This window comes from Parendozoicomonas callyspongiae, from assembly GCF_023502345.1.
Lineage (GTDB): Bacteria > Pseudomonadota > Gammaproteobacteria > Pseudomonadales > Endozoicomonadaceae > Sansalvadorimonas > Sansalvadorimonas callyspongiae.
Map to the genome: position 1 here is coordinate 1 of NZ_JAMFLX010000003.1, position 16,092 is coordinate 16,092.

The window sequence follows — 16,092 nt, forward strand, 5'->3', positions numbered from 1 at the left end:
CTTTTTAACAGTTTTTTCCTCTCAGGGCTGTTAGAGAGTCATCAGAATCCTGGCCAGCATCAGGGCGGATACAGTACCGATAGCGGAACCGAAAATACCCATGATCAGACAGACATATCCAGCCAAACCAATGAGGAATCAATTGGTATCTGACCAATGTCTTTTGTCGACAAAGTTCACCCAGTCACTTCAAACTTCAGACCTGCAAAGTGTTTAAGCCGGTCAAACATCCTTTCATCAAAAATTGAAGCCGGGGTCCAGAAGCCTCCTCCACATTCACTTCTTTCAATATCACAGGCAAGAGAAAGCCCTGCCTGTCCAAGCATTCTGGCAGTTGACCCATACCCCGGATCACGGTCACCCGTGACTTTTACCTGGATCTCCTTGCCATCAACAGTCCATCCCTTGAAACGAAGATCATAAAAACCATTTTCTTGCGCTTTGGGTGAAGGCCCTTCTCCAGGTTCGGGTAACAGGAATTTCTGCATTATCCATCGCGCTGGTTTTATTGCGGCACCGGCAAAGAAAGATGTTAAACCCGCAACCAATGTCATGGCAGCCCACCTCCCTTTCAAACCATGACCAGTCATCACGGCCTCGTCATAAAGGAAATAGTTTCCATAGGCATGGCCAAGTAGAGCGTTGGTGCGATGCACAACTCTGGTATTCAGGGCAGCCATAATGAAAGGTGCTGTCCAGGATTGAAAATCCTGATCATAAACTGCAAATCTGGTTTCAGGCTGGCGGATTGTGAAGCCATGACCATCTGGACACAGTGAGTAATGGTTAGCCAACTCCCTGCGCATGTCAGCATTAAACGTAGCCTCTTTAACTACATTGATAATGCTGGCCACTGTTCCCCCGGAAGCCCCACCCTTTGCAGCTTTAAGACGCATTTTGACCGCACTGCAGGTTACTCCAAATCTTTCTTTCGCCTGCTTCTGCAGATATGCCACACCAAGATCAAAGGGAATCGAGTCAAAACCGCAGCAGCTTACAATTCGGGCACCACTCTTTCTGGCAGTTTTTTCATACCGGCTGATCATCAGCCTGATCCACGGTAGCTCGCCGGCCAGATCACAGTAATCAGTTCCAGTCTCAGCACAGCATTTCACCAGTGTTTCGCCATGGAGTGCATAAGGGCCAACAGTTGAAATCACCACTTTGGCTTCCTCACACATCCTTCTCAATGCTGCTTCATCGGATGCATCAGCCACAATGATGGGAATATCTTCAGCCCCGGTAATAGCGTTTCTGACTCTTTGGAGTTTGGGCTCTGAACGACCAGCCATGGCCCAAAGGATGGGTTTACTGCTACAGGAAAGATGCTGAACGAAATACCTGACAAGTATCTGACCGACAAAGCTGGTTGCACCAAAGACGATGAGGTCATATCGGGGAGTTGTCATAAGTCAGGCCTTGGTTGTTTTTATTTTGCCTGATATTAAGGTTTACACCAGTGACGTCCTGATACCATAGCATTTACCTGATAACTTTTATCAAAAATCGTTCTGGTCAAGCTGTGATAACAAAACTGTCAGCCAGGGTAACTCTATGGAGCTGATCTGGCATCAAAACCTGCCCTTATCTGTCAAATGTGGTTTACAGGATTTCAGCATAAGAGACAGGGACTATGCAGGTACATGCCACAGCAGGAGGCGCATCCTCTTCACTACTTCTTGACAAAAAACTCAGAAAGAAAGTCAGAACTTTTATGAGGACCATTAAAGGAACATCTCCCTTAACTGTCAGACGAAGGATGATGCAAGGGCTTCTTAAAGGCCAAATAGAACTGAAGGAAGGCACTTATATTTTTTCTGGGCTGACAGATCACCAGTTGGGTGTAAAGGAGCCTATGCGCGGCGCTTTGATTGGCAAAGCCAGAAAGAAAATACAACGATCAACTGCTGAGTACAGATCCCCTTGCGTAAGTACTTACTATGAGAAAGGAACACCTATTCCAGATGAACGGGAATTCCAGAAAGCCGACAAGGATGACAAAAAAACAGAAACGAAAGCTGATCAAAAAACTGTTGTTAAAAAGAAAGTTCTTGAGCTCAATGGAGAGCATACTTGTTACAGCTTCACCAAGTGTGATTTAGAGACTTATGAAACAAGTTACTTTATTCCCAGCCCAGAATGCAAAAAGAAAACTGACTTTCTTTCTTTAATAAATAAAACAGAATGGTGTGTCCAGGTTGCCTGTAAAAAGAGGGGAACACTTCCTATCGAGATCGTTAAACCACATAGCGTTGTTACCCTGCGAACCAATGGATCTAAGCACGCTCCAAAATGGCTGGTAGCTCACCGGTCATGTTTTGAACCAGTTGAGCAACCCGCATTTCAACACAACCCTCAATTGAAAGAGCTGAAACCGATAACACAAGAAAAAGTAAATAACGCAGAAGCGCAAAACACTGGAGAGCTGCACTTAAACAAAAAAGTCATGTGCAAACTTTTTCAGGACGAAACAGATACAAAATTGAAGTTTGCCCAATCAAAAGAAGCTTTACTTGAGAATCTGTCACAAATAAAGGAGTTCTCTTTAGAGAATAAAAACAGCACTCATGTCATGCTTGTTGAAAACGACTTTTGTCACACTTCTGGCTTAATTATTCGAGTAACAAACCACCCGACTAAAACTTGTGAGGTCTTTTTTCTCGAGACCCTCCATCCGAAGAGCAATATCGCAACAACTATGCGTGAACTCGTTTGTCCCCAACTACGGGAGGTTTTCTCTGACTATGCATTGAAAATTGTAGTTCCTGGATTCGCCAATCAATATGACTACACCAGTTGTGGTGTTATAGCTCTTGATTGGGCAATCAAGAGCTATAAAGATCCTGCTCTTGTCGACAAACTATTCCAAATTGAAACCGCACCATTTAAAGGACAAAGCGACATTCTGACAGTGTCAAAGCTTCCCACTGACATGATGGAGTTCTATCAGGGGGAAATGGAGGAATTTGACAAGTGTCTTCTGGAAGGGGGAAACCAAGCTAAAGCCCTGAAAGAAGCTGTCGAAAGCCAAACAATCGAGATCTCAGATGAAGGTGGAACCACCAAACTGAATGCAGCAGGCTTGCTTGACAGGTATCGCCTGATTCTCAGATACAGAGCCATACTGGAAGAACAAAGGAAAGGTAAAGATATTGATAGCCAGGAACCCGCTGAAGTTGCTATTGATTCTGATGAAGCCTCAGATCAAATTCCCACTACCTCAAGGTTGAAAAGGAAAGTATCACATTCTCCAACTCATGATCCTTCCTTTAAAAGAACAAAGCCCTAGGAGCCTGGAATCTCATGATGAAACCAGTCTCGTGGCACATTTTCCCAATATCTATTCAAGAAACTCTGCTACACCCTATTTTTCTACAATCTGGCTGAAATCTGTTACGAAAAATATCGGTATCCCTCGATAGTTATATCATAAAAGGGATCTGACCAAAGCCAATAACTGGCTTCGTGCGCAGGCTCTGGCAGAAGCCCAGAGTGAAATGGGTGAAGATGCACAGAAGCTAATTAGCTTCCTGATCACAGATGATGAGTTCGCCCTCCTGAAACACTATGGGAAGTGGGTTCTTACAACAGATACTCTCCAGGAGTATTCACAAGATCTCTTTCAATGGTGCGAACATGTCAGAACAAACAGTTCTGACATGCCTTCACAGAAACATCAGTTACTTATGGACTGGCTTCTGGACTATCGCCTTTCACTCTATGTTTGGGTGGCGGGGCAGAGAAAGTGAGATAACAGCAGCCAGAGCTACAAACAGAGCGGATATCCACAGGCAAGCCACCAGCCCGGCAACCTGGAAGACATAACCGGATAATATGGTTCCGATTAAACGTCCCATAGCGTTGGCCATATAATAAAAACCAACGTCCAGAGACACACCATCTTCCTGGGCATAACTGACTATCAGGTAACTGTGCAGAGATGAGTTAACCGCAAAAAGACCACCAAAGATCAACAACCCGCCAACAATAATTGCCTGTACCAGAACACCATTTTCATTCGGAATAATCCAAAGCCCCAGAGCAATCAAAGCAGGAATCACAGCCAGTACAGCAGCCCACCACATGGCAGAGAAGCCATCCGGTGTTTTCCCGGATTCCCGGCCAGTCAGCTTGGGAGTATAGGCCTGGATAAATCCATAACCGATAACCCACAGGGCCATAAACCCACCCACTTCACTGGTGCTCCAGCCAAAAACATCACCCAGGAAAATCGGTAGTGCAATCACAAACCAGACATCACGGGCACCGAACAAAAACAGCCGGGCAGCGGAGAGTCTGTTAACAGCAGAACTTTTAGAGAAAATCTCATTGAACTTGGGTTTGGTTTTCGCTTTGCCCAGATCCTGCTTGAGAGTCAGCAGGCAGAACACCCAGACCATAGCCAGAACAACGGCCATGGCTAGAACTGCTCCCGAAAACCCAAGCGTTGCCAGCAGGAAGCCGCCAAGGAAAAAGCCGACACCTTTCAAGGCATTTTTCGAGCCGGTAAGAATAGCCACCCATTTATAGAGTTTTCCTTCTGCACCGCTTTTCACCAGAGTCTTGATAGAGCTTTTGGCGCTCATCTTATTAAGGTCTTTGGCGATACCAGAAAGCGCCTGAGCCGCCATCACCCAGGGAACTGTCAGCATGGCAGCAGGCACAGTCAGCATCAATAAAGCCACTATCTGCATAAACAGACCAATGCTCATGGTTCTATTCAGGCCTACCCGCGCTCCCAGCCAGCCACCAAGCAGGTTGGTGACGACGCCAAAGAACTCATAAAACAGAAACAGGAACGCAACTTCCAGCGGGCTGTAACCCAGATGATGGAAATGCAGCACCACCAGCATGCGCAGGGCACCATCGGTCAGGGTAAACGCCCAGTAGTTGCCCGTCACAATCAGGTACTGCCGCATATCCGGTGCCAGGCCTTTTAACCCACTGCTTTTCAGCCCACTCATAACTTACGTTCCTGTTCCCTGGTACTTTTTATTGATCAGACAGACCGACTTTCAAAGCCAGTTCCGCAGTACGGTTGGCATAGCCCCACTCGTTGTCGTACCACACGTACAGTTTCACCTGGGTACCGTTGATAATCATGGTGGACAGGGCATCGACAACACTGGAACGAGGGTCGGTTTTATAATCGATAGAAACCAGCGGACGCTCTTCAAAACCGAGAATATCTTTCAGCTCACCCTCAGCAGCTTCTTTCAGCAAAGCATTAACCTCTTCCGCTGTGGTTTCGCGTTCCACTTCAAAAACACAGTCGGTCAAAGAAGCATTGGCCAGAGGGATACGAACAGCATGGCCATTCAAACGACCTTTCAGCTCAGGGAAGATATGAGTGATTGCAGTTGCAGAACCAGTCGTGGTTGGGATCAGGCTCATACCACAGGCACGGGCACGGCGCAGATCCTTATGGGGCGCGTCCAGAATAGTCTGGGTGTTGGTGATATCGTGAATAGTAGTCATGCTGCCATGGCGAATGCCCAACTTTTCATGAATCACTTTAACAACAGGTGCCAGGCAGTTAGTGGTGCAGGATGCTGCCGTCACAATGCGATGCTCGTCAGCGTTATACAGATGATCGTTGACACCCATAACGATGTTAAGAACGCCTTCTTCCTTAACCGGAGCAGTCACTACAACCCGCTTAACCCCCTGATCAAGATAGGCCTGAAGCAGCTTTTGAGACTTCATAACACCGGAGGCTTCAATAACCAGATCGCAGCCAGACCAGTCGGTCTCACCAATGGTTTTGTTACGACTGGTGGTGATGGTGCTGTCACCAATAGTGATCTGTTCACCTTCACCGGTTGCTTCGTGGTGCCAGCGACCATGAATAGAGTCAAAAGTCAGCAGGTGAGCAAGAGATGCAGCATCTCCAGCAGGGTCATTGATATGAACAATATCAATTTCCGGCCAGTCCCAGGCTGCACGAAGGGCCAGACGTCCCATACGGCCAAAGCCGTTAATACCGATTTTAATAGCCATAACGTTAACTCTCTAAAGCACTCTCAGTTATGTTGCTGTGTTTTCAGGTTTTGATGTTTTTGAATTCAGGTCAGTTCAGGTTCATTTTCAGAAGCACGGACACTCAATGCCTTAAGCCTGATCTTTTCATTATTAATAAACGCAGGATTACCAATACGCACGGTTTCCAGAACCAGTTGGCACCAGTCTGGTAGACCATGAGCAAGATGGTAAAACATCATCTGGCCCTGTCGGCGAACTTCAAGAATGCCGACATCCCTCATCTGGGCCAGATGACGGGAAATTTTTGGCTGGCTCTCATTCAAAGCCCCAACCAGTTCAGAGACACACAACTCTTTCTCATCTTCAATCATCATCAGGATACGCAGGCGTGTGCCATCACTTAAGATTTTGAAAAGGTCGGTTGGTGACTCGAGCGGGGACAGCCGATCCAGCGAGTTAAGCTGCAGGAAAAGCCGGATTTTCTGCTCAAGAAAGCGGGCTGACTCCAGAAATGGTTCAACACCATCAAGAGGCTTTGGATCAACCATATCCCAGTGCATCAGCGCCTGGGACTCCGGATACGCGGCACATTCCCGACTGGCCTGATCGCACAGGGTTATGACGAAGTCAAAGCTCTGTTGCGGCAGCTCCTGCAAAGTTTTGCTGCTCAGGTTTTGGGGCGAAACACTCAATAAATCCAATACCTGATAGACCCGTGGATCAACGTCCTGTGGGTATGTTCCGGCACTGAATACTTCGAATCTGTCGCCTGCCACCTTTCGGAACAGAGCCTCTGCCAGCTGCGAGCGGGCTGAGTTACCAGTACAAAGGAAAAGAATGGAGAACATACAATTATCCGACACAGAACTCTGGCAACAGGCTAACTAAAGCCCTGCTACCGTGAGGTTTGAGTGCATTGTATCTACTGGAGAAATATATGGAATATCATATATACGAAAATCCATATATTTGGCACGCCCAGACCTTCTCAAAAAGAAGGTCTGGTGACTGAGTCAGCTCAACGATTGAGCAAAGGCCTGAATATAGTCCTGATGGGGAACTGGCGTAAGAGCCTTTGGTCGCTGGGATTTCACCAGCAATGAAGCATCTTCAAGGGAGACACCCCGTTCAAGTAGTATCTGGATGGCAATCAAACCTGTGCGTCCGGAACCGCCCTTACAGTGAATGGCAATATGCTTTCCCTTGCTTAACAGGTCATGTACCTGATTACGATATTTATCCCAGCCTTCCCTGAACTCTTCACCCGGAGCCTGATCATCTCGTATCGGAAGATGAAACCATTTCATACCATGCTGAGTGACTTTCTCATCCAGATCAGAAACGTTATTCCGCTCCATCTCATCAGCCATCATCAAAGTGAGAACAGCCTCCACACCTTCATCCTTCAGCACTATCAACGATGCATCCAGCGAAGCTTTTTTGGTTCCGGGGCAAGGTGTCATCCCTATCTTCCCTCCGCAACCCGCGACAGGAACAAACCAGACAGGATGGTCAGTAGTCATTTTCAGTTTCTCGTTCAATTCAGCTCACAAAGTTTAGGCGTTAGCCCCAGCGACAGGAAACATATGTCGTGTTCTGTTGGCATAGACAACCAAAGCCAGCATGACCGGAACTTCCTCAAGCACACCAACTAAGGCTGCAATAGGTGCAAAGGCAACAATCATAATCAGGTCATTTACCACGACCTGAACCAGAGTATAATTTGAATCACCTTTGGTCAGCTGACTCCAGACAAAAACCATGGCTGTGCAGGGAGCAACACCCGGCAGAATCATGCCTGCTATATATTCATCCGCAAGACTTGATGAAATCCACATACCGTGAAAATGGCGCATAAACAGAACGGTCAGCAATGCCATGGTGAAAGGCTTGATTCACCAGTTAACCGTTAGAGTTACTCACTCTCCGCCTATAAGTAACTTCCACCAGCAATAGAGCCTACTGGCATCTCAGACAAGGCTCGAATACAATGCAGTTGTTCGTTTCAAGCTGCAAACCTGTTTGTTTCTGTCACAGTACAAACAGTCTCAGTCTGAAACGTTTGGCAAAATGTTCTCAGGACAGGGTGAAATTCCCTACCGGCGGTAAGCTCGTACATTATGAGATAAATGTACCCGTAAGCCCGCGAGCGCCCGGCATTAGCTTTTTCTAATGTCAGGGGACAGCAGATCTGGTGAGACTCCAGAGCCGACGGTTAGAGTCCGGATGGAAGAGATAACGGCCGCCTCTCCCGGTGTTTTTCTTACAAGCACCGGGCTGGACCTATGGTCAGGGATTTATACTTTTCAGTCTGACCAACCGCCCAAACCGCTGCCGATGATCTGTCCTGACACGATAAACAGGAGTTTCTGTCGTGTCTCAGTCTATGAAAAATTCAACGTTTCACGCCCCATTACTGGGAGCCTTCTGGATGCTGGCCAGTGGCCTGGCCTTTGCTGTGGTTAACAGCACAGTGCAATGGGTCAGCTTCAAGCAGGGCTTTGAGTCTGCCAATGTGGCTCTCTATCAGTACGGTATTGCAACTATAGTGCTGCTGCCGTGGATGGCCCGCCAGGGTTTTCGCGCCAGCCTGCAAACCAACCACCTGACTTTCCATATCATCCGTGTAGCCACTGCAGTTACCGGTGTTCAGTTCTGGCTCTGGGCTATGGCCTGGCCGGTTCCAATCTGGCAGGCCATTGCCCTGTTGATGACTTCACCATTATTCGTAGTGATTGGCTCGGCATTGTTCCTCAAAGAAAAGGTGACCCTAACCCGCTGGCTGGCAACGGTTATCGGTTTTATCGGGGCCATGATTATTCTGGAACCCTGGGGAGAGTCTTTCCACGAGTCTGCTCTGCTGCCAGTAACAGCTGCCCTGTTCTGGGCTGCCTACTCACTGATGACTAAAGCCCAGTGCAAAACAGAAAGCCCAACCACTTTGGTGTTCTACCTGTTCGCCCTAACCGTGCCGTTTAACCTGTTTATTTCCCTTCCGGTACTGGCACTGCCTGAAGCCAATATGTGGCCGCTGCTTTTGGTAGCCGGAGGATTGACTGGTTTTGCCCAGCTGGCTCTGACCAAAGCTTATCAGTCTGCGGAAGCTGCCTTTATACAGCCATTCGACCTGGCCAAACTGCCATTGAATGTCCTGATTGGGTTCCTGGTTATGGGTTCAGTACCACCCGGAAAAATGTGGTTGGGTGCAGCTTTGATCGTTGGGGCAACTTTGTTTATCACTCACCGTGAAAACAAACAGGCTCAGACTGAAAATAAAAACCTTGTGACCAGCTAATCTTCCCACATTAAAAAAGGGGTCTTGTTTGCACAAGCCCCCTTTTTTTTACGTCCCTTAAACGACTGGAACTACCACTTCTTATTTAACAGCCACAGTTCGCCTTCTTGCCAGCTCCTGTCGCGCCCCATTGATAAGAGCATCCTTTTCTTTTTGCGCAGAGGTGGTTTTTTTGAAAAGCAATGATGTCAACAACCTGATAAGCTGACCAGCACCTAGTTTCTTATCAAAACCATCAACAAGCTTCTCCATAAGTCCCCATAGCCTCTGACTTTCGGCTTTAGCTTCTATGCACTGTTCTGATACGATCTGCAACTCTTCTTCAGCTTCAGTTTTCGCCGTTTTAGCCAAAAGTAAATCTCGCTCCTGGCATTCCTGCTTTTCCTGTAGTTCTGCCAGTTGGCGCCTCAACGCTTCATTCTCGGTACTCAGCATCTGATTTTTAATATTGAACTGCCTCTGAGCAGATTCAACCTCTTCTCTGTGTTTTCCAGCGTCTCCCTCCAAACGCTGAACTCTTGCTTGTTCAATTTCGAGTTGTTGGCGGAGTTTTTCAGTTTCTTCTGACACACTATGAGAACCCTCTAATTGCCTCTGAAGCCCCTGCAATTGTTGATCTTTTCGATCGCACTCTTGTTGATAATGCATGGTTTCAGCTTTTTCCTGCTTCAGTTGCAAATTAAGAGCTTCGATCGAGCTTTGGTGCTTCCGCTGAAGCTGATCCTTTTCCCTCACATACTCCGTCTGCAGGGTCTTAATTTTCTCATTATTGCTTTCCACAGCTTTATTCAGCTCAGAACCGCCTTCATCAAGCTCAGCTTTTAGCTTTGTTCTTTCTTTTCTTATACAGGCCAAGTCTCTCTGATGCTGTTCATTTTTTGCTATTTGGACCTTCTCACTCTTCACCAATCGAGCAACTTCAGATTCAAGCTCAACACACTTTCTCTGCTTTTTTTCAGAGTTGTCTACTGCTGTCTGTACCTGGTCTTTGGCTTCACGTAGTTGTTCCTTAAGACCCAGCACTTCTTTTTCTAACTTTTCATTTTGCTCTTGTAACTCTTGAGCCTGAGACTCAAGGGAAATTTTATGCCGCCTGAGGCTTGCTTCAACATTTTTCTGCCTGCCTGCGTCTTCTAGTTCTTGAAGAGCTGAAAGTTTTGCAGCGTTTGCCTGCTGCTTTTCCTCATTCGCTCTTCTTAGCTCCGCCTGCAAACTTCTTATTTCAGCCTGCTTGACCTTAACATTGGCATTTGCTTTTTCAATTTCGAGATTCTTGCCCTTCAACTCTCTCTCAAAAGTATCCTTTGCCTGCTGAGCCCTTGATCCAATGGTTTTTAGCCGTTCACTTGCTGTCGAAAGTTCTCCTTTATAGCGCTCTTCAACTTCTTCGAGGCGGAGTTCTATTTCTTGCTTTGCCCGCGCATTGGAATTAGACGCCTCTACTAAAGATTTCTTGGATTCTTCAGCTTTCCTAAGCAACTCATTCTTTTGATCAACGTCCTGTCTTAAATCAGAAATCTGCCAATCTCTTGATACCAGCTCTTGTTGATAAGAGCTGCTTATCCTTTCGAGCTCTATTCTAGACTGACTCAGTTCACGCTGTTTAATTTCAATTTCATTTTGCAACTGCTTTCGCCAGGAACTTAATTGTGACTTTTCCTGTAAATCTGTTTGTTTTTCTCTCTCAACCTTACCCAGCAGAGCGTTTCTATCTTGCAATAATCCTTCAAGCTGATTAACTCGTTTCTGATACTCCAGCAAGCTAAGTTCATGTTCTTTCCGGGCATAACTGAACTGTCTCGAAAGATCATCCAGCTCACGCTGTTTCTTGGCTATATCCTGTTTTGAAGCCTGTGATTGGCGGGTATTCTGGTTTCTTAGTCCCCTAACATCCTGCTTAAGACTATCTACCAGCCTTTGGAACCGAGTGCATTCTTCGCTCTTTTGTTCATTAATTTTTGTAAAAATATTAAGTTCGTCCTGAACTTTATCCATATCACTCTGAATTCTCTTAACCTCACCCTGAAGTTTTTCCTTAATCTCAATACCAACTCCTATTCGCTCCATCAGAGACTGAAAACGCTTGCCACCCACTGTTAATGCAAGCTCCTCAACTCTTTCTTTTACGTCTTTTTTGTCATCGAAGTATTTCTGGGCTCTGGCTCCCTTCTCGGTTTCCCCTGCCTGCCTTTTCCTTAATTCTTCCTCATCTCGGGTATACTCTTTCTCAAGCTGATCGAGTTCATATTCAAGTTGAATAACAGGGTCGAAACATCTGCCAATGTGGTAACAGACTGCACAAGTAGGGCGAACAAGAAGAGTATTAATAGCTGTCGTTGCTAAATGGTAGACAGGTATAACTGGAATTACCCAGGTGAAAATGGATTTAGTGGCAGAAACAGTATAAGCGCCGAACTTAGCACAGCAATCTTGAGCTTCGTCAGGACCATCCTCTCTATCTTGATAGAAAGGCTGATCAACCTGTGCTCTCACGCCTGAGTCTTGATATTGATATTCCATGCCAGAACCTCCCTGCCCTGTAAAAAGTAGAATCCTATTAAGCAAGACCTGATAAGGGAGTGTTTGTTCGTGCCAGTAACAAAAGAAGGAAGTATCAATAACCACGATTGTTAGATTTTCTAACAATCGTGGCAACATAAGCTAAGAGGAAAGCAAGAAGAGAAGCCTGCCATAATCAGCAGGCTATTTTCCTATCCAAGATCAGTATACAGAGACAACTGGCCTAAATGCCTTAGCCAGCTCACTGGCATATTGATGAGCAACTTTCAGGGTTTGGTACTGCGTTGGCTTTTGCACACCAAAGTTACCACGCTGATCCCGCATCAATTCAACCTTATCAACCACTTCCTGTACGGGTTCATTGTTCATGGCAGCCATAACAGCCTCAAAAACCCCAATAAAGGTACAGGTGCGGCCTACTCCCGCTTTACAGTTAACCGCTACTGTTCCCATTCCATCAGTGAAGCTTTTTGCAACAGCAGCCGTTGCAGCAAGAATAGCCGGGTTGGAGCCTGTTTTATCTGTCCAGTTCCGCATACAGACCCGCACATGTGGGACTTTCCCATCGATCAGCAAATGGTGAACTTCCAGCCGCCCAGGTATCAGAGTCCTTGTTCTGATGTTTTTAACAGTATGGGAACCGAACTGGCTTTCACTTTCTTCAAGTGGAAATGGATCATCAACTTCCCCCTCCCTTGTCAAAGAAACTGAAACATTAGCGTTGTTATGGAGGATGACATCCCAGAGCTGGCCAACATTTGCCTCTGTTGGCCCCTGTAAAGCAAGATAATTTCCATATGGCATAGCCACTGTATTTCCTGGGTATACCGGTTCACCATCTGCATTTTTTACAGCACTAAGAGCCGGGGTAGGAATATCACTGAATGCCGGAGCTGCAATACTTTTGAAATCAGGGTTTTTATTCAAGTCAATATTACCTGCCCGGCTGGGTGCTGGCAGTTTACTGTACTCTCGCTTTAGCTCATCTGTCTCAACCGTATCATCCCCACTTTCATGAGGGACTGTGGCATAACAATCCATAACCAAGCCTGACTTCGGATCTGCTTCACCATTCAGTCCATACTCATAGATTTTGTTTTCCCAGGCATCGGCAATATCCTGTGCCATTGGATGACCTGGTTTTCCAACACATATTCTCTGAAATAATTTATTCAGGACTGAGATTGGAAGAGCCGCAACTTCATCAAATGAAGGCCCATCTGTAGTACCAAGCAATTTCTCAAGCTTATCCATCATCTCATCTGATGACTGAACAATTTCATCGGGTTCAACATCATCGTACGCAAAGACAGGGTCAGAACTCTTCTGACAGGTTTCCATAAGCTTGGCGCACTGGGAGTTCCATTCGCTGAAACTGGCAGCATCTTTGTCTTGGATATCAGCAGCAAGAGCCATATGAGACATCATTGCTGAGCTGGCAGCTTTTTCTAGGAAGGCATCTCCACTGAAGCTATTAAATGCAGGAAGTGCTTCTTCATAGGGTAAAGTCGACATATGCTTTTGAAGATATAAAGCTCCACTTTCCCCTGCTTCCCGGTAGAGCTTTTTCATTGCAATCAGATCTTTTGAAGAAGTGGGAGTGCAATGGCTCAACCCTGATGCCAGAATCCTACGAAATGCATAGAGCTTTTCTGGTTGTTTCAGCAAGCTTCCCATCAGCCTTTGATAATCGTCTGAGCTTAAACGCAGACAGGCTAATGTCAGCTTTTTTGCTGCTTCGTCTCCAGCACTTTCATAAATGAGCATATCATCTGCTAGAGTTTCAGCGGCTGGAGCTTCTGCTGTCAGCAAGTATTGGATGGCACTATCGTGATCATATTGGATCAATCGGGCTCTCACTTCAGCACAGCTCATAACACTAAAAGTTTCGCCACTTTCTGTGTGTAACTGAGAACCCGCCTTAATATCATCATCTTTCAGGCTCTGGGGCTTAACTAAATTAACTGCGGGAACCTGTAATTTCATATCCCCGGTTTTCGAAGCTATTCGATCCATTAGAACACGGGTATGAATCTGCTCTTTAGCCGTTTTAATGATATTCGTTTGATGTCTGGCGCCTCTGTCGGTTGCTATTCCAAGGTACAGAGCTTCCCGGCTTCCTTTATTTTTAATTCTGACCGGCATTCCAGCAGCTTTGGCCTTACTTGCTCCTTTCTGAGAAGTATGCAATTCCTCTTCTCTGTTCAGGTCTGCCAGCATTTGCCTGGCCAGCTCCCTGTTGAAGTTAACGTCCCCTGTGAGTTTTCCCATAACGCATCATCCCTAAAATCACCTTTAGTAGTCATTATGGTCAATAGCTGCGCCAGTGGCGGAAAATTACCAAGGAAGTTGTTTTGTGCATCTTGGCTCCTGAGTTAGTATTCACCGCAAGCTCGCTTATAACAGATGAAAAACAGTGCAAATAACTCTGACACGACCTGATGATTTCCACCTCCATCTGCGTGATGGAGCCGTTCTGGCGGCTACGGTTCCTGCCACAGCCAGAACCTTTTCCCGGGCAATCGTCATGCCCAACCTCAAGCCACCAGTGACAACCGCAGCCCAGGCCGCCTCCTATAAAGAGCGGATAATGGCTCATTGCCCCGCTGGCAGCGGCTTTACTCCACTGATGACGTTGTACCTGACCGATAAAACCTCCCCTGATACGGTTCGGGAAGCCTGGGCTGGCGGGGATGTTTATGCCCTGAAGCTCTACCCTGCCGGAGCCACAACCAATTCCGATGATGGCGTAACCACTCTGGAAAAGATCTATCCAGCCCTGGAAACCATGATTGAGTGCAATCTCCCGCTACTGGTTCATGGAGAGGTGACTGATTCAGATATTGATATCTTTGATCGTGAAAAGGTATTTATTGACCGTCACCTGCAGCCACTGATCCAGCGTTACCCTGAGCTGAAGGTGGTGATGGAGCATATCACCACGGCGGATGCTTCAGCTTTTGTCAGTGAATCCGGCGCCAATGTTGCAGCCACTATAACGCCCCAACATTTGCTCTACAACCGTAACCATATGCTGGTTGGCGGCATTAAGCCCCACTATTACTGTCTGCCGATTCTTAAGCGGAATATCCATCAGGCTGCCCTGATCAAGGCCGCCACCAGCGGCAGTTCCAAGTTCTTCCTGGGCACAGACTCTGCCCCACACACCAAAGAAACCAAGGAAAGCGCCTGTGGCTGCGCGGGTTGTTATTCCGCCTTTGGAGCACTGGAGCTGTATGCCGAAGTCTTTGATCAGGCAGGAGCTCTGGACCGTCTTGAAGGGTTTGCCAGCCACTATGGTGCGGACTTTTATGGCCTGCCACGCAACACTGAAACAGTGACTCTCAAGCGGGAAGCATGCCCGGTTCCGGAATCTTTGCCCATGGGAGACAGTAAAGTCATTCCCCTAAGGGCCGGTGAAGATTTACAATGGACGCTTTGTACACCGAATTAAGGCAATGCTGTGAGCCAATCTGACCCGAAAACCCTGATGTCCGAACGTTTCCGGGGATACCTGCCGGTCGTCGTTGATGTTGAAACAGGAGGGTTTAATGCCCAGACCGATGCCCTGCTGGAGATAGCAGCAGTGACTATCGGCATGGACGAACAGGGTTTTGTGTTTCCGGAAGCCAGTGAATCCAGCCATGTTGTCCCGTTTGAAGGGGCCAATATCGAGAAATCAGCCATCGAGTTTATTGGTGTTGATCCATTTCACCCGTTAAGAGTGGCCTACCCCGAATCCGATGTTCTGGGGACGGTTTTTAAAATGGTTCGCAAAGCCATGAAACGCTATGGCTGTACCCGTGCTGTTCTGGTGGGCCATAACGCCAGTTTCGACCTGGGCTTCCTGAATGCCGCGGTTGAGCGCAGTGGCATCAAGCGCAACCCGTTCCACCCATTCTCCTGCTTTGACACCGCAACCCTGTCGGGCCTGGCTTATGGTCAGACTGTTTTGTCCCGTGCCTGTGATGTGGCCGGTATTCCTTTTGATAAGGAAGAAGCTCACTCCGCCCGTTACGATACTGACCGTACGGCCGAACTCTTCTGCGGCATTGTGAACCGCTGGAAAGAGCTTGGGGGCTGGATCGACTAGGGGGTGTTCACAATTAAACATCGACTCAGTGGCTCTAAAAGTGGCCAGATGTTAGAAGGGCTTGTGAAAATCGTAGTTATTCTACATTGAACAAGCCCGACGCAGCAGGTGGCCACTTTTAGAGCCACCCAAAGGGCGCTTCCGAGAGTTCGACGTTTGATTGTGAATACCCCCTAATCACCTGTTCTTCCTGCAAAGCCAC

At 47.1% G+C, this 16,092-nt stretch carries 11 protein-coding genes, 1 pseudogene and 1 riboswitch; of the genes and pseudogenes, 4 read left to right on the forward strand and 8 right to left on the reverse strand.

The genetic code is table 11. The features are described from left to right. Positions 1-176: 176 nt before the first annotated feature. Positions 177-1,409, reverse strand: a complete 1,233-nt coding sequence (locus M3P05_RS02645; protein WP_249697687.1) for a saccharopine dehydrogenase family protein — start codon at positions 1,407-1,409, stop codon at positions 177-179. A 224-nt stretch (positions 1,410-1,633) separates the two neighbouring features. On the opposite strand from M3P05_RS02645, the gene M3P05_RS02650 reads away from it, so the two are divergent. After that, positions 1,634-3,289, forward strand: coding sequence for a hypothetical protein (locus M3P05_RS02650; RefSeq protein ID WP_249697688.1), 1,656 nt, complete (start codon positions 1,634-1,636; stop codon positions 3,287-3,289). A 424-nt stretch (positions 3,290-3,713) separates the two neighbouring features. On the opposite strand, the gene arsJ is transcribed toward M3P05_RS02650, so the two are convergent. The 5 genes and pseudogenes from arsJ to M3P05_RS02675 all read right to left on the reverse strand — a co-directional run. Continuing rightward, complete coding sequence (arsJ, locus tag M3P05_RS02655; RefSeq protein ID WP_249697689.1) at positions 3,714-4,964, reverse strand: organoarsenical effux MFS transporter ArsJ; 1,251 nt, start codon at positions 4,962-4,964, stop codon at positions 3,714-3,716. 28 nt (positions 4,965-4,992) lie between these two features. Continuing rightward, positions 4,993-6,000 carry an ArsJ-associated glyceraldehyde-3-phosphate dehydrogenase gene (locus M3P05_RS02660; protein WP_249697690.1) on the reverse strand — a complete coding sequence of 336 codons (1,008 nt, stop codon included), beginning with the start codon at positions 5,998-6,000 and terminating at the stop codon, positions 4,993-4,995. 65 nt (positions 6,001-6,065) lie between these two features. Further along, the gene (locus tag M3P05_RS02665) at positions 6,066-6,830 is read right to left on the reverse strand and encodes a metalloregulator ArsR/SmtB family transcription factor (protein ID WP_249697691.1); all 765 of its coding nucleotides are present in this window, start codon (positions 6,828-6,830) and stop codon (positions 6,066-6,068) included. Between the two features lie 165 nt (positions 6,831-6,995). Next, on the reverse strand, positions 6,996-7,505 hold the full coding sequence (locus M3P05_RS02670; protein ID WP_249697692.1) for a cyclin-dependent kinase inhibitor 3 family protein: 510 nt from the start codon (positions 7,503-7,505) through the stop codon (positions 6,996-6,998). An 81-nt stretch (positions 7,506-7,586) separates the two neighbouring features. Further along, a pseudogene (locus tag M3P05_RS02675) lies at positions 7,587-7,901 on the reverse strand (arsenic resistance protein); the annotation flags it as partial. A gap of 149 nt (positions 7,902-8,050) precedes the next feature. Then, a riboswitch (FMN riboswitch) is annotated at positions 8,051-8,224 on the forward strand. Positions 8,225-8,356: 132 nt separating this feature from the next. On the opposite strand from M3P05_RS02675, the gene M3P05_RS02680 reads away from it, so the two are divergent. Then, a complete protein-coding gene (locus M3P05_RS02680) occupies positions 8,357-9,277 on the forward strand; it encodes a DMT family transporter (protein ID WP_249697693.1) in 921 nt (306 codons plus the stop codon). A gap of 81 nt (positions 9,278-9,358) precedes the next feature. Here the strand turns inward: M3P05_RS02680 and M3P05_RS02685 are convergent, their stop codons facing one another. Next, positions 9,359-11,797 (reverse strand): coiled-coil domain-containing protein, encoded by a 2,439-nt coding sequence (locus M3P05_RS02685; protein WP_249697694.1) that lies wholly within the window; start codon positions 11,795-11,797, stop codon positions 9,359-9,361. A gap of 201 nt (positions 11,798-11,998) precedes the next feature. Next, positions 11,999-14,068 carry a protein-tyrosine phosphatase family protein gene (locus M3P05_RS02690; protein ID WP_249697695.1) on the reverse strand — a complete coding sequence of 690 codons (2,070 nt, stop codon included), beginning with the start codon at positions 14,066-14,068 and terminating at the stop codon, positions 11,999-12,001. A gap of 151 nt (positions 14,069-14,219) precedes the next feature. On the opposite strand from M3P05_RS02690, the gene pyrC reads away from it, so the two are divergent. Continuing rightward, a complete protein-coding gene (gene pyrC / locus M3P05_RS02695) occupies positions 14,220-15,251 on the forward strand; it encodes a dihydroorotase (RefSeq protein ID WP_249697906.1) in 1,032 nt (343 codons plus the stop codon). Positions 15,252-15,260: 9 nt separating this feature from the next. Further along, positions 15,261-15,890, forward strand: coding sequence for a ribonuclease T (gene rnt, locus M3P05_RS02700; RefSeq protein WP_249697696.1), 630 nt, complete (start codon positions 15,261-15,263; stop codon positions 15,888-15,890). The last annotated feature ends 202 nt before the right edge of the window (positions 15,891-16,092 follow it).